Genomic DNA, 13,696 nt, shown 5'->3' on the forward strand with positions numbered 1-13,696 from the left:
GGCGTACGTCTCCTCGCTTCTCTTGGAGAGACCGGTCTAGCTCACCGCTGACAGGTGCGGCAATAGAAGGTAGAGCGGCCGCTCTGCACGATGCGCTCGATATGGCCGCGGCAGCCCGGTTTCGGACATGGCTCTCCCTCGCGATCATAGACCGCGAAGGAATGCTGGAAATAGCCGAGCGATCCATCGGCCTGCACATAGTCACGCAGCGAGGAGCCTCCGGCGGCGATCGCATCGGCGATGACCGAGCGGATCGCCTCCGCGAGGCGCCCGCTTTGCTCTTTCGCCCTCTTGGCCGACCCGGCAATGGTACCGGCTTCGCGCAGCGGCGACAGGCCGGCCCGCCACAAGGCCTCCGCCACATATATATTGCCAAGCCCGGCGATCAGCCGCTGGTCGAGCAGCGCCGCCTTGAGCGGTGATCTGCGATCCTTGAGCAGTGAGGCGAGCAGGGGGCCGTCAAGCGCGTTGCCGGTCGGCTCGACGCCGAGTCCGGCCAGCATCGGATGCGTGTCCGGCGCGCCTTCGGCAAACAGCATGAAGCCGAAGCGGCGCGGGTCGTTGAAGATGACGCTGGATCGCATGCCCTTCGGCGAGACGACGTCGAACACGACATGATCGTGCGCCGCACTTTTCGACCGCTCGTGATGGAAGGCGCCGGGGACGCCGCTGCTCCCAGTGGTTTCGACCCGGATTGATCCTGACATGCCGAGGTGGCAGATCAGCACCGGACCATCCTCGATATGCATCGTCAGATATTTGGCGCGCCGGCCAAGCGCCGTCACGGTCTTGCCGGTGAGCCGCTCCGAAAAGCGTTCGGGAAAAGGAAAGCGAAGGTCGGGCCTGCGCGCTTCGACCTTGACGAGCCGCGCCCCCTCCAGGACCGGCTGCAGTCCGCGCCGGACGGTCTCGACTTCGGGCAGCTCAGGCATGGCCGCCTATCGTTGCGAGGAAGGATGTTCCATGGCGGCCCGCTGCCAGGCCAAGGTGATCCGCAACGGTTTCGCCGATATCGGCGAAGGTCGGCCTGAGCCCGATGTCGCCGCCCTTCAGCCCCGGCCCGATGCCGATCACCGGAACGCGCTCACGCGTATGGTCGGTGCCGCGCCAGGTCGGGTCGTTGCCGTGATCGGCTGTGAGGATGAGAAGATCGCCAGGCCTGATGCGCGACAGCGCCTCGGGCAGCCGGCGGTCGAAGGCTTCGAGCGCCGCCGCATAGCCGGCGACATCGCGCCGGTGGCCGAACTCGGTGTCAAAATCGACGAAATTGGCGAAGACCAGGTCGCCTTCGCCGGCATCGTCCATGGCGCCGAGCGCCTTGTCGAACATCGCCATGTTGCCGCCGGCCTTGCGCACTTGCGAGATGCCGCGATGGGCGAAGATATCGCCGATCTTGCCGACCGCGATGACCTTGCTGCCGCGCGCCGTCAGCCGGTCGAGCAGGGTCTCCTCCGGCGGCGGCACCGCATAGTCGCGGCGGTTGTGGGTGCGCTGGAAGGTGGCGGGCGTCTCGCCCACGAAAGGCCGCGCGATCACGCGCCCGATCTTGAGTGGATCGACCAGCCGGCGCACCGTGAGGCAAAGCTCATAAAGCCTCTCCAGGCCGAAATGCGTTTCATGCGCGGCGATCTGCAGCACCGAGTCCACCGAGGTGTAACAGATCGGGCTGCCGGTGCGGATATGCTCTTCGCCGAAGCGTTCGATGATCTCGGTTCCCGGCGCATGGCAATTGCCGAGGATGCCCGGCACCTTGCCTTCACGGATGATCTTCTCGGTCAGCTCGGGCGGGAACGCCGGCAGGGTATCGGGAAAGTAACCCCAGTCGAAGCGCACGGGCAGGCCTGCGATCTCCCAATGGCCCGACGGCGTGTCCTTGCCGCTCGACACCTCCTGGGCGGCGCCGTGGAAGGCCGAGGCGATCAGCGGCGCATCGATGCCGGTTCTGTGCCCAGTCGCGGTTTGCGCCGCCCGGCCAAGCCCGAGCGACATCATGTTGGGCACGGCGAGCGGTCCTTTGCGCAGACCCTCCCGATCGGCGCGGCCTTCGGCGCAGGCCTTGAAGATGTGCCCGAACGTGTCGGCGCCGGCATCGCCATAGCGTTCGGCGTCGGCCGCGCCGCCGATGCCGAAAGAATCGAGAACGAACAGGAACGCGCGCGCCATGGGTGTCATTGTTGTCAGTCCTGGTCGCCAGACATAAGGTTCCCTCGCGGCGTTGGCAAATCGGAAACCAAACCGCAACCGCTTCGCGCCATAGTTGCGATGAGGCGTGACTATGGCGGGAGCAAAGCAAGCATGGCGAGGCGCGGCAAAACCGCGGCAAGGCAGGCCGTGAAAATGTGCGCGGCCACTCTCCTGGCGTCCGGCGCCGCCGCATGGCCGGCACACGCCGACTGGCGTGACGACATCGGCACATTCCGCATCGGCATCGTTGCCGAGCCGGGCGGCGGCAACACCGTCCCCGGACTTGCGCGTCTGACCGAAGCCTATGCCAATGCGCTCGGCATGAAGGTCGAGTTCGTCGTTGCGCGTGACTATGCGGCGCTGATCGAGGCGCAGGCGAGCGGGCGCGTGCAATACGCGGTCTATTCGGCGCTTGCCTATGCCACGGCCTTGGAGCGCTGCGGCTGTGTCGAACCGCTGGTGGCGCCGGTCGACGACGACGGCGCCGTCGGCATCCGCTCCGTCCTGGTGACACGCGACGGCAGGCTTCAGGATCTTGCGGCCATGGCTTCGCATCGGATCGCGATTGCACCGGCCGATAATGTCGGCGGCGCGCTGCTGCCACTGGCGGCCCTTTCCGCCGCAGGGGTCAAGATTGCCCAGGATTCGCCGTTCCTGGCACGCGCCGCGTCGGCCACGGCGGCCGAGACGATATTGAGCGACGGCGATGCGGATGGCCTGTTCGGATGGGAGCCCGCCGATGCCGACGGCCGATCCACCCATTCCGGCGGTACGGTCGCGCGGCTGGAGGCTGCCGGCATCCCCGGGGCATCGCTTAGGGTGCTATGGACCTCCGACCTGTTGCGCTACGGGCCGCATGCCGTCCGCAGCGATCTCGATCCCGAGGCGAAACGACGGCTGACCGTCTTTCTGACCAATCTCAAATCACAGACGCCTGATGTGTACGACCTTCTGGAGGCGACGCATTCCGGTGGCTTCGTGCCGGCAACGTCCAAGGATTACGCCATGGCGATGGGCATTGTGCGGCAGGCATTGGATGGCCGCGAATGACCGTCAGCAGTCGCTGCAAGGGATCGTCGGACTCCGGCGAGGCCTGAGATAATAAGTCTCGCTCATGTTTATGTTGCTGAAGGTCGACAGCAATCCAAACGATTTCGCTTTTTCATCGGTCGCGCTCCAGGCGATGACCGGTGTATAGCCGAGATCACTTTCCACACGGATTAGGAAAGTGTTGCGGATTTTCAGCGTCGACGGGACAGTCGTGGTGTCGCCGGGCTTGGCATCGGCGCTGTAGGTGCTGCCTACCAGCTTGCGCGACCACACCACCTTCACTGTCGGCGACGCCTCGTCCGACATCTGTATGGCGGTGATGATGATCTTGGGATCCGAGCGGTGGTAGGGCAGAAGCGTCGTGCTGCCGATCTTCATGATGGCATCGAGGTTCGCCTTCATGACCGTCTGCTGCTGCGTGACGAGGTCGGCCACCATGCTGCCGATGCGGCTGACCTTCTTGCTGGTCTCGATGGCTTGCGAGGCTTCCATCGTGATGAAATACATGATGAGCAGCACCGGCGCGATGAACGCAAACTCGATCGCGGCGACGCCGCGCCGATCGTGGCCGAACCGCCTCGCTCGCGCCACGATGGCCGAAATCCCCCAATGTGCCCCCGCACGGTACATCCTATCCCTCCAAGCCGCCCCAGTCTCAGCCGTCCGCTGGCCTTAGTTGTCGTCGAATGGTTCGTTCTGCCAGGTCACGGACGCAAAATGCAGCGTGGTGCCGTCGCTGAAATTCTGCATCTGCTTGGCCAGCAGATCCGTCATCACCGGCCATTTGTAGAACACCCGCAGCATGTTGATGGATTCTGCCAGGCCGGGCGTAACCGCGAAGGTCATGTCGCTTCCGGACTGCGTCAGCACGATGTCGTTGCCGACGATCTTGTAGCCTGCCGTGGCGGCCTGCGCAAAACTCGAATATTCGCGCAGATCGACCTTCAGCCCCGGGCAGTTCTGGGCGACCATGATCTGCAGGCGGCTGCAGATCGCTTGCTTGATGGAAGCTTCGGTGACGTTCGACTTCTGCAACTGCCCGGTGCGCAGCTGGCGGGCGACGTCATCCGTGGCGTTGGCCATCACCTCCTGGCCGGCAAACGAGATGCAGCTCTCGAGGATAGCGAAGACGAGAAGCGCGAACGGGATGGCCAGCATCGCAAATTCCATTGCCGTGCTGCCGCGTCTGTCGCTGAAGAAGCCGGGGCGGGATTTGGCGCGCGCCGTGCTGTCCATGCCGTTGCCGGATATGGCATCCTTGCTCATTTGCGTTCCTGCCGATCCCCTTGCGGTACCGGCGGCAAGGTAGCGAAAACCCGTTGAGGTCCGGTTTGGATGATCGTTAAATTCGCCGGGCAGGCTTTAAGCTGTCCTTAACGCCTGCTCCAACGCTCTCTTCGGGCTTAGTGCGTGGCGCTCATTTCGGTCTCGGAAGCCTTCTCGGCGTCGGTCTTGTAGGCGCTCTCGCAATAGGGCGTGCAAGACATGGTCTGGACTTCGGCACGCCTGTAGATGCGCACCGAGGAAGCGGCCTGTCGCACGACGGTCACCTGCTCATCGATGATCGGGGTGCCGTCCGAGTCGAGCACCACCAGGTTGGTGACGCCAAAACCTTTGCCGGTGAGAACGATGGTCGAGGCGTCCTGCACCGAGGCGTCGGCGATGGCCGGGTTGCCGATGACGACGGTGTCGGCCGCGCGGGACAATTTGACGATCTTTGCCTGGTTCATGGTCACTTCGACACCCGCGCCGGCCCTGGCCGGCATCACCAAGGCGGCAGCCGCCAGCAGCGCGGCGACTGGAGACAGTGATCTCGACAACGTCATGGAACAGCTCCCCGGCAGGCGGATTCTTCAACGGAACATGAACGAGATTGGTGAAGCAACGGTTAAACCGGACCTTGTCGCGAAGGGGGATCGGTTAGCCGATGCCTCACATATCCATTGTGCCCGCTGTTTTAGCAAGATTGCGGGAGCCGCTGGTTTCCGCTGTTTTGCGGGGGGCGCACGTTGGCCGATGGCGTTTAGGCCGCGGTTAACCACGCAGCGCGTTCACCCCCGGAAAGGAATCGGTAAGGCTGTTTATTAAGCCGATCGAAACGGCTTCTCCCTAGATTCGCAGCATCCGATCAACCGCAAAGAGAAGTTGACGGAAGTGCTGTAACACGTGGAGTAGGAGCTCTCGAATGTCTAATCTCATTGCACGTTTCGTGAAGGACGAATCCGGCGCGACCGCCATCGAATACGGTCTGATCGCCGCCCTCATCGCGCTCGCCATCATGGTCGGCGCTTCGCAGCTCGGCGGCGCGCTGAACGCCAAGTTCACCGCCATCGCAGGCGCGGTCAACACCGGCACCGCTCCGTGATGAACGGAACTATTCTTGTCTAGGAAAAGGGGCCGCCGTTTGGCGGCCCTTCTTCATGAAGGCAACCAATGCTGTCGTTCGGATGCGGGCAGCGATCTTGCCCCGCGATGAGAGATGCATCCAGCAAGCGCTTGAACCGCATCGCCCGCACCCGCTTCGTTGCGGCGCACGTCAGCAGTGTCCCGTCTCACCGATTGTTAACGGGATGTGCTTAAGTTCCAAACCGAGCTTCCACGGGTGCCGCTTCAATGCTTGAAGCCGTTATCTTCGTCGTCTTCCCATTCTGCATGCTGTTTGCTGCGATCTCCGACACGTTGTCGATGACGATCGCCAACCGCGTTCCGGTACTGTTGGTGGCGACATTCGCGCTTGTCGCGCCGCTCACCGGGATGGACTGGGCGACCTATGGCTGGCACTTCGCCGCCGGCGCCCTCGTGCTTGCCACGACATTCGGCCTCTTTGCGCTCGGCGGCATGGGCGGCGGCGACGCCAAGCTGCTGGCCGCGACCGCTCTATGGATGGGCCTCAACATCAACTTGATCGGCTATCTGGTGACGTCGGCTTTCATCGGGGGCCTGCTGACCATCGCAATCCTGGCTTACCGGAAATCGCCGCTGGCCGCGTATACCGGCCACAGCCGATTCCTGCGCTACTTTGCCGACGAGAAAGTGGGTATTCCCTATGGCATCGCGCTTGGCGCCGGTGGACTGATCACGTTCCCGGATTCGCCGCTGATGGTCTGGGCGCTGCAGAGGCTCACGGCATAGGTTTTGGTGACAGCGATGTCGGCGACCGAAGGCGGCGAGGCCGCCCTTTTTTGTTAACGGCGGGCCGTTCGATCTAATTTGAGTAAACCTTAAATTAATCACGATCGTAAGCATTACATTAACCTTGTTTTGACGATTGCAGCTGCAAAGTCCGGCCAGGCGTGGGTGGTTTGCCACGAGGCGAAGGGTTTCGGACGAATGCCAGCATCCCGATTGATTATTCTGGGCGTGGCTGCGGTCGCGGCGGGTGGCGCGGGCTATGTGGCCAAGAACATGGTCGTGGCGCCGCCAGCGCAGGTCGTTGTCAATGCGCCCGCGCAGCCGGCGGTCGCATTGCAGGACGTTCTGGTGCTTTCCGGCGACGTGGCGATGGGCAGCCAGCTCGGCAACAACATCAGCTGGGAAGAATGGCCGGCCGACGGCGTCAACGCCAATTTCATCACGCGCGCCGCCGAACCTGACGCGGTCGAAAAGCTCAAGGGCTCGGTCGCGCGCGTCGCCATGTATACGGGCGAGCCGCTGCGCCGCTCCAAGCTGGTCGGCGAGGGGCAGAGCTTCATGTCCTCGATCCTGCCTTCGGGGATGCGCGCTGTCGCCACCGCGATATCGGCCGACACCTCCGCCGGCGGCTTCATCCTGCCCAACGACTTCGTCGATGTCATCATGACCCGCCGTGCCGACACCGGCAACGGCGGCAGCGGCTTCAACACCTCGACCATCCTCAAGAACATCCGCGTGCTGGCCATCGACCAGACCATCCAGGAAGACGAGGAAGGCAAGAAGACCAGGGTCGGCCAGACCGCGACGCTGGAACTGACGCCGCAGCAGGCCGAGATCATCACCGTGGCGCAGCAGATGGCGGACCGCCTGACGCTCGCGCTGCGGCCGATTACCGACATCCATGAAAAGAGTACGGACGAAGCCGACTATCTGGTCAACGGCAATGGCCGGCACGGAACAGTGCGTCTGATCAAGTCGGGCGAAGTTTCCGAGGTTGGAGCAAGGAAATGAGGCTAAACGGTAAACTGCTGCCCTTCCTGGCGGCCGCGGCGATCGGCCTGCTCCTGATTGGCACCAACGCTTCGGGACTGGTCGAAGCCAAAGCCGCGAGCGCCGGCGTATCGGCTTCCGTCGCCACGCAGCGCGTCAAGCTCGGCCTCAACAAATCCGTGGTCATCGATCTGCCGAACGACGCCTATGACATCCTAGTCGCCAATCCGGCGGTTGCCGACGCGGTGACGCGCACGGCGCGGCGCATCTACCTGTTCGGCAAGGCGGTCGGCGAAACCAACATCTTTGTCTTCGGCCCCAACGGCGAGCAGATTGTCAGCCTCGACCTGGCCGTCGAGCGCGATGTCGCCGGGCTGGAAGACTATCTGAGGCGCTTCATCCCGTCCTCGCAGATCAAGGTAGAGCTGCTCAACGACAACGTCGTGCTGACGGGCATGGTCGACACGCCGCTCGATGCCAAGCGCGCCGTCGACCTTGCAACCATCTTCGTGTCCGGCGGCGAAGCGACGACCGGTCAATATTCGCAGACCGCCGCCGGCGGCTCCGTCAATGGCGGCGTCGACATCAACAACCCCGACCAGGAGCGCCGGACCTCCAAGATCGTCAACCTGTTGCAGATCATCGGCGACGACCAGGTAACGCTCAAGGTGACGGTCGCCGAAGTCAGCCGCTCGGTGATGAAACAGCTCGGCGTCAATATGCTCGCCAGCGGCGGCAGCAACGGCATTTCCTGGGCGGCGCTCAGCGACCCCTACACGGGTCTTGGCAAACCGCTGTCGAACGCGGGCCTCTCTATCAGCTCGTCAGGGCTGCAGTCCTATATCAACGCAATGGAACAGTCGGGGGTCATGAAGACCCTGGCTGAGCCGACTTTGACCGCCGTATCCGGGGAAAAGGCGACCTTCAAGGTCGGCGGCGAGTACAATATTGTGAAGAGCGTTTCCGCCAACGTGTCCACCGACAACCAGACCGGTCTGAAGAACTATTCGGTCGACAAGATCGAGTACGGTATCGGGCTGGAGTTCCAGCCGGTTGTTCTGTCGCCCGGTCGCATAAGCCTGAAGGTTAGGACGTCGGTTTCCGAACCGACAACCGAAGGCTCCGTGTCATCATCCACGGACAATCAGAGCATCGGCATGAACGCTTTGTCGCTGCGCAAGCGCCTGGCCGATACGACGGTGGAGCTGCCTTCCGGTGGCTCGATGATGATCGCGGGCCTCGTGCGCGACGATCTCAGGCAGGCTGTCACCGGATTGCCCGGCCTGACCAAGATCCCCGTGCTCGGGACGCTCTTCCGCAGCCGCGACTTCGTCCGCAACGAAAGCGAGCTCGTCATCATCATCACGCCTTACCTGGCGCGGCCGGTCGCGCGCAACGACCTGGCCAAGCCGGATGACAACTTCAATGCGGCGAGCGACGGCGCCGGAATGTTCCTCGGCCGCGTCAACCGCGTCTACGGCACCATGCAGACCGACAGGCCGCCGGGCCGCTATCACGGCGTCGTCGGCTTCATCTACAAATGAGTGGGAATGCGGATATGTCCAAGTCAGCATCGAAGGTCATGACGGTCCGGACAGCATCCGGCATCGCAAGGATACGCCGGCAGGTGGTCCCGGCACTGGCGGTCGCGCTTGCGGCGTCGCTCGCCGGATGCGCCAATCGCGACAGCGTCACGGTCGGAGCGATACCGGACGACTACCGCACGACGCATCCCATCGTCATTGCCGAAAAGAACCTGAAGATCGACCTGCCGGTCGGCGCCGGCGATCGCGGCATGACGGGCGCGCAACGCGACGCGCTGCTCGGTTTTCTCGACGGTTACGACAAGAGCGCCGCGCCGGCGCTGACGATCGCGATGCCGGCCGGCTCCGCCAACGAAGTTGCCGCCCGCGCGGCCGGTCGCGATTTCGCCAGGCTTGCCATGGCCGCGGGCGTCAAGCGCAACCGCATCGTCATGACATCCTATCAGTCGGCCGTGCCGGAGGCGTCCGCGCCGGTGCGCGTCGCCTTCGTCGCGGTGCGGGCCCAGACCAACAAATGCGGCCGTTGGCCAGATGATCTGGCGGAGACGTCCGAGAATAAGCACTATGCCGACTTCGGCTGCTCCTACCAGAACAACCTCGCGGCCCAGGTCGCCAATCCCAACGATCTGATCGGGCCGCGCAAGCAATCCGAAATCGACGCCGAAAATCGCGGCGCGGTGATCGATGTGTACCGGGCAAGAGGCATCTCCGACGAGTTCCTGGGCAATTCTGAAGTGACGTACTGAACCGCCGGACGACGAAGAGAGCAGTCACGGAAAGAGCATGACGATGAGCAATCTTGCCTACGACACGCCCGCGGAAACCGGCGACCTTTCGCAGCAGGACATCGCCGCCATGCAGGCGCTGCGCCCTGTGCCGCGCATTTCGATCCAGGCTTTCTGCGAGACCGAAGGGGTCGCCAGCCCCGTGGAGCGCGCCGGCGAGGATCGCCGGATGGCCAAGGCCCATCTCAAGGTCCACATGGGCGGCGTGCCGACCGCGATCGAGTTCTACCAGTCCGCGCCGACGCCGAACCTGATCCTGCTGGAATCGCGCAGCGAGCCGAAGCAACTGTTAGAACAACTCGGCCAGCTTGCGGAATATTGCGATCCGTCGTCCAAGGTCGTGGTCATCGGCCACTACAACGATGTCGGGCTCTACCGCGAGCTCATCCGTTCCGGAATTTCCGAATATGTCATCGCGCCGGTCTCGATGACCGACATCGTCAGCGTCGTGTCGTCGATCTTCGTCGATCCGGAATCGGAGCCGATCGGCCGCTCGATTGCTTTCATCGGCGCCAAGGGCGGAGTCGGCTCATCGACCATTGCTCACAATACCGCTTGGGCGATGTCGTCGCTGTTCAAATCCGAAGTCGTCATCGCCGATCTCGACCTCGCCTTCGGCACCGCCAACATCAACTTCGACCAGGATCCGGCCCAGGGGGTCGCCGAGGCCGTGTTCTCGCCCGAGCGGGTCGACGAGGTCTATCTCGATCGCCTGCTCGCGCAATGCGCCGAGCATCTGTCCCTGCTTGCGGCCCCCTCCACCTTGGAGCGCGTCTATGATTTCGACGCCGAGGCGTTCTCGCAGGTCATCGAGATGGCGCAGCGCAGCGCGCCCCTCCTGGTTCTCGATATCCCTCACATCTGGAGCGGGTGGACGAAGAACACGCTGATCAAGGCCGACGAGATCGTCATCACAGCCACGCCCGAGCTCGCAAATCTTCGCAACACCAAGAACATGGTGGACATGCTGAAGCGGCTGCGTCCGAACGATCCACCGCCGAAGCTGGTCATCAACCAGGCAGGTGTGCCGAAACGGCCGGAGATAGCGCCTTCCGATTTCGCCGAGCCGCTCGGCATCACGCCCATGGCGGTGATCAATTTCGAACCGGTGCTATTCGGCAATGCCGCCAACAACGGCCGCATGCTCTCCGAGATGGACGCCAAGAACCCGGTCGTCGCCACCATCAATGAGATAGCGCATGTGCTGACCGGACGTAGCGAAATCAAGACGAAGAAGAAGGCGGGCCTGGGTTCGATCCTCGGCAAGCTCTCGCGCAACAAGAAGTGACGCTGTTTGAGCGGCATCGGGTAGTCGATCATGTTTGGTAAGAGAGGCAAAGACGACGGCAACCGGGTGACGCCCGAATTCCGTCCGCCGGTATCGGCGCCCGCCGCTCCCGCTTTGACGGGAACGATGACGGCCGAGCGGCCGCCGGCCGCGCCGGCGTCCGGCGCGCCGCCTGCGCCGTCCGCGCCGCCGGCTCGCCGTCCCGTCGAGGCTCCGCCGATGGCGCCCGAGCCGCCAAGAAGGGTCCAGCGCGAGCGCAGCGAGACCTATTACGACACCAAGAGCCAGGTTTTCTCCGCGCTCATCGACACGATCGACCTGTCGCAGCTCGCCAAGCTCGATCCCGAGAGCGCGCGCGAGGAAATCCGCGACATCGTCAACGACATCATCGCGATCAAGAATTTCGCGATGTCGATCTCCGAGCAGGAGGAGCTGCTCGAGGATATCTGCAACGACGTTCTGGGCTATGGGCCGCTGGAGCCGTTGCTTGCCCGCGACGACATCGCCGACATCATGGTCAACGGCTCCAAGAACGTATACATCGAAGTCAACGGCAAGGTCGAACAGACTGGCGTCCGCTTCCGCGACAACCAACAACTGCTCAACATCTGCCAGCGCATCGTCAGCCAGGTCGGCCGCCGCGTCGATGAGTCGAGCCCGATCTGCGACGCGCGCCTGCCCGACGGCTCGCGCGTCAACGTTATCGCGCCGCCGCTCTCCATCGACGGCACCGCGCTCACCATCCGCAAATTCAAGAAGGACAAGCTGACGCTGGACCAGCTGGTCAAGTTCGGCGCCATCTCGCCGCAAGGTGCGGAAATCCTCAAGATCATAGGCCGGGTCCGCTGCAATGTCGTCATCTCTGGCGGCACCGGCTCCGGCAAGACGACGCTGCTCAACTGCCTGACCAACTATATCGACCGCGAGGAGCGGGTCATCACATGCGAGGACTCGGCCGAACTGCAGCTGCAGCAGCCGCATGTGGTCCGTCTCGAAACGCGGCCCCCCAATCTCGAGGGTGAGGGCGAGGTGACCATGCGCGACCTCGTCAAGAACTGCCTGCGCATGCGGCCCGAGCGCATCATCGTCGGCGAAGTGCGCGGACCGGAAGTGTTCGACCTTCTGCAGGCGATGAACACCGGTCACGACGGCTCGATGGGAACGATCCACTCGAACAGCCCGCGCGAATGCCTCAACCGTATCGAATCGATGATCGCCATGGGCGGCTATTCGCTGCCGCAGCGCACGGTGCGCGAGATCGTCGTCGGCTCGATCGACGTGATCATCCAGGCCGCCCGCCTGCGCGACGGTTCGCGCCGCATCACCCACATCACTGAGGTGGTCGGCATGGAAGGTGACGTCATCATCACCCAGGATCTCGTCCTCTATAACATCAAGGGTGAGGACTCGAGCGGCCGGCTGGTCGGCGAGCACGTGTCGACGGGCATCGGCCGCCCGCATTTCTGGGATCGCGCCCGCTATTATGGCGAGGAGCAGCGCCTCGCCAATGCGCTCGAGGCGATGGAGAAACGCGCTGACTGATTTGTCTGGAGGTCTGACGCAATTCCAGGAAAAGTGTGAAGCGGTCGGGTTCGGCGACTTCGCCGTAACTTTCCGTCCGGAATTGCGTCTAAACAAAGAGATAGGGCGGTTCGCCGTTTCTTTGAAACGGCGAAAGGGCCTAGGGGCACCGGTCGATGTTCGGAATTGACACCACCGTCCTGGCGTTCATCGTGCTTGCCGGCTTCAGCGCCGGCGCGGTGGCCTATGCTTTCCTGTTCACGCGCCTCGACAATGAGAAGCAGGCCGGCAAGCGGCTTCAGACCATCAAGACGGCCGAAACCGACCGGTCGGTGGTAAAAGCCACGCGCGATCGCGCCGCGGAGGCGGTCAAGCGGCGCAAAAGTCTCCAGGACTCGCTCAAGCAGCTCGACGAGAAACAGAAGACCAACGACCGCAACGTCAAGAAACCGCCGTTGAAGGTTCAGATCCGCCAGGCCGGCATGCAGGTCCCGATCGAGCGCTTCTACATGTACTCCGCCGTCTGCGGCATCATCCTGACGGCCCTTCTCTTTTTCGTCGGAGCGCCCCTGTTGGCGCTGCCCGGCGCCCTGCTGGTGGGCGGGCTCGGCCTGCCGCGCTGGTACGTTTCGTTTCGCCGCACACGTCGCGTCAAGGCCTTCCTGGAAGAGTTTCCGAACGCGCTCGACATCATCGTGCGCGCGGTCAAGTCCGGTCTGCCGCTCAACGACGCGATCCGCCTGATCGCCAATGAATCGCCCGAACCGGTCCGGTCGGAGTTCCGCCGCATCGTCGATTCCCAGCAGATGGGCATGTCGGTCCCCGACGCCGCCATGCGCATGTCCGAGACCATGCCCTGCAGCGAGGCCGGCTTCTTCGGCATCGTCATCCAGATCCAGTCGCAAGCCGGCGGCAACCTGTCCGAGGCGCTGGGCAATCTTTCGCGCGTGCTGCGCGACCGCAAGAAGATGAAAGCCAAGGTCCAGGCGCTGTCGATGGAAGCGAAGGCATCCGCCGTCATCATCGGCGCCCTGCCTTTCGTCGTCGCCTTCCTCGTCTATCTGTCGAGCCCGACCTATATCATGCCGCTGTTCACCACCAGTGTCGGCAACCTGATCCTCGGCTGCTCGGGCGTCTGGATGTCGATCGGCATCCTGGTGATGCGCAAGATGATGAACTTCGAGGTGTAGGGGCGCGGATCC

At 63.4% G+C, this 13,696-nt stretch carries 14 protein-coding genes; 9 read left to right on the forward strand and 5 right to left on the reverse strand.

Annotation, left to right across the window (positions count from 1 at the left end):
- Positions 1-41: 41 nt before the first annotated feature.
- Together mutM and CK230_RS22555 are read right to left on the reverse strand one after the other, a co-directional pair.
- Complete coding sequence (gene mutM, locus CK230_RS22550) at positions 42-932, reverse strand: bifunctional DNA-formamidopyrimidine glycosylase/DNA-(apurinic or apyrimidinic site) lyase (protein WP_095819342.1); 891 nt, start codon at positions 930-932, stop codon at positions 42-44.
- Complete coding sequence (locus CK230_RS22555; protein WP_095819343.1) at positions 925-2,163, reverse strand: phosphopentomutase; 1,239 nt, start codon at positions 2,161-2,163, stop codon at positions 925-927. The genes mutM and CK230_RS22555 overlap by 8 nt, the downstream gene beginning before the upstream one ends.
- Positions 2,164-2,295: 132 nt before the next feature.
- Between CK230_RS22555 and CK230_RS22560 the strand changes: the two genes are divergently transcribed.
- The gene (locus CK230_RS22560; RefSeq protein WP_095819344.1) at positions 2,296-3,234 is read left to right on the forward strand and encodes a PhnD/SsuA/transferrin family substrate-binding protein; all 939 of its coding nucleotides are present in this window, start codon (positions 2,296-2,298) and stop codon (positions 3,232-3,234) included.
- Between the two features lie 3 nt (positions 3,235-3,237).
- Here CK230_RS22560 and CK230_RS22565 read toward each other — a convergent pair whose 3' ends face one another.
- From CK230_RS22565 to CK230_RS22575, 3 genes are all read right to left on the reverse strand, one after another.
- Complete coding sequence (locus tag CK230_RS22565) at positions 3,238-3,864, reverse strand: TadE/TadG family type IV pilus assembly protein (RefSeq protein ID WP_095819345.1); 627 nt, start codon at positions 3,862-3,864, stop codon at positions 3,238-3,240.
- 42 nt (positions 3,865-3,906) lie between these two features.
- Positions 3,907-4,470, reverse strand: coding sequence for a TadE/TadG family type IV pilus assembly protein (locus CK230_RS22570; RefSeq protein WP_245430024.1), 564 nt, complete (start codon positions 4,468-4,470; stop codon positions 3,907-3,909).
- 167 nt (positions 4,471-4,637) lie between these two features.
- Complete coding sequence (locus tag CK230_RS22575) at positions 4,638-5,060, reverse strand: pilus assembly protein N-terminal domain-containing protein (protein WP_095819347.1); 423 nt, start codon at positions 5,058-5,060, stop codon at positions 4,638-4,640.
- Between the two features lie 359 nt (positions 5,061-5,419).
- Here CK230_RS22575 and CK230_RS22580 point away from each other — a divergent pair, with 359 nt between their 5' ends.
- The 8 genes from CK230_RS22580 to CK230_RS22615 all read left to right on the forward strand — a co-directional run bounded on the left by CK230_RS22580 (position 5,420) and on the right by CK230_RS22615 (position 13,684).
- Entirely contained in the window at positions 5,420-5,599 is a 180-nt protein-coding gene (locus CK230_RS22580; protein WP_095819348.1) for a Flp family type IVb pilin, read from the forward strand.
- A gap of 248 nt (positions 5,600-5,847) precedes the next feature.
- Positions 5,848-6,366 (forward strand): prepilin peptidase, encoded by a 519-nt coding sequence (locus tag CK230_RS22585; RefSeq protein ID WP_095819349.1) that lies wholly within the window; start codon positions 5,848-5,850, stop codon positions 6,364-6,366.
- Positions 6,367-6,564: 198 nt separating this feature from the next.
- Complete coding sequence (gene cpaB, locus CK230_RS22590; protein WP_095819350.1) at positions 6,565-7,377, forward strand: Flp pilus assembly protein CpaB; 813 nt, start codon at positions 6,565-6,567, stop codon at positions 7,375-7,377.
- Entirely contained in the window at positions 7,374-8,900 is a 1,527-nt protein-coding gene (locus tag CK230_RS22595) for a type II and III secretion system protein family protein (protein WP_095819351.1), read from the forward strand. Before cpaB ends, CK230_RS22595 begins: the two co-directional genes overlap by 4 nt.
- Before the next feature lie 14 nt (positions 8,901-8,914).
- Positions 8,915-9,646, forward strand: a complete 732-nt coding sequence (locus CK230_RS22600) for a CpaD family pilus assembly protein (protein ID WP_095819352.1) — start codon at positions 8,915-8,917, stop codon at positions 9,644-9,646.
- A 43-nt stretch (positions 9,647-9,689) separates the two neighbouring features.
- Complete coding sequence (locus tag CK230_RS22605) at positions 9,690-10,973, forward strand: CpaE family protein (RefSeq protein ID WP_176480178.1); 1,284 nt, start codon at positions 9,690-9,692, stop codon at positions 10,971-10,973.
- Positions 10,974-11,003: 30 nt separating this feature from the next.
- Positions 11,004-12,515 (forward strand): CpaF family protein, encoded by a 1,512-nt coding sequence (locus CK230_RS22610; protein WP_095819354.1) that lies wholly within the window; start codon positions 11,004-11,006, stop codon positions 12,513-12,515.
- A gap of 155 nt (positions 12,516-12,670) precedes the next feature.
- A complete protein-coding gene (locus CK230_RS22615) occupies positions 12,671-13,684 on the forward strand; it encodes a type II secretion system F family protein (RefSeq protein ID WP_095819355.1) in 1,014 nt (337 codons plus the stop codon).
- The last annotated feature ends 12 nt before the right edge of the window (positions 13,685-13,696 follow it).

This window comes from Mesorhizobium sp. WSM3859, from assembly GCF_002295065.1.
Taxonomy (GTDB): domain Bacteria; phylum Pseudomonadota; class Alphaproteobacteria; order Rhizobiales; family Rhizobiaceae; genus Mesorhizobium.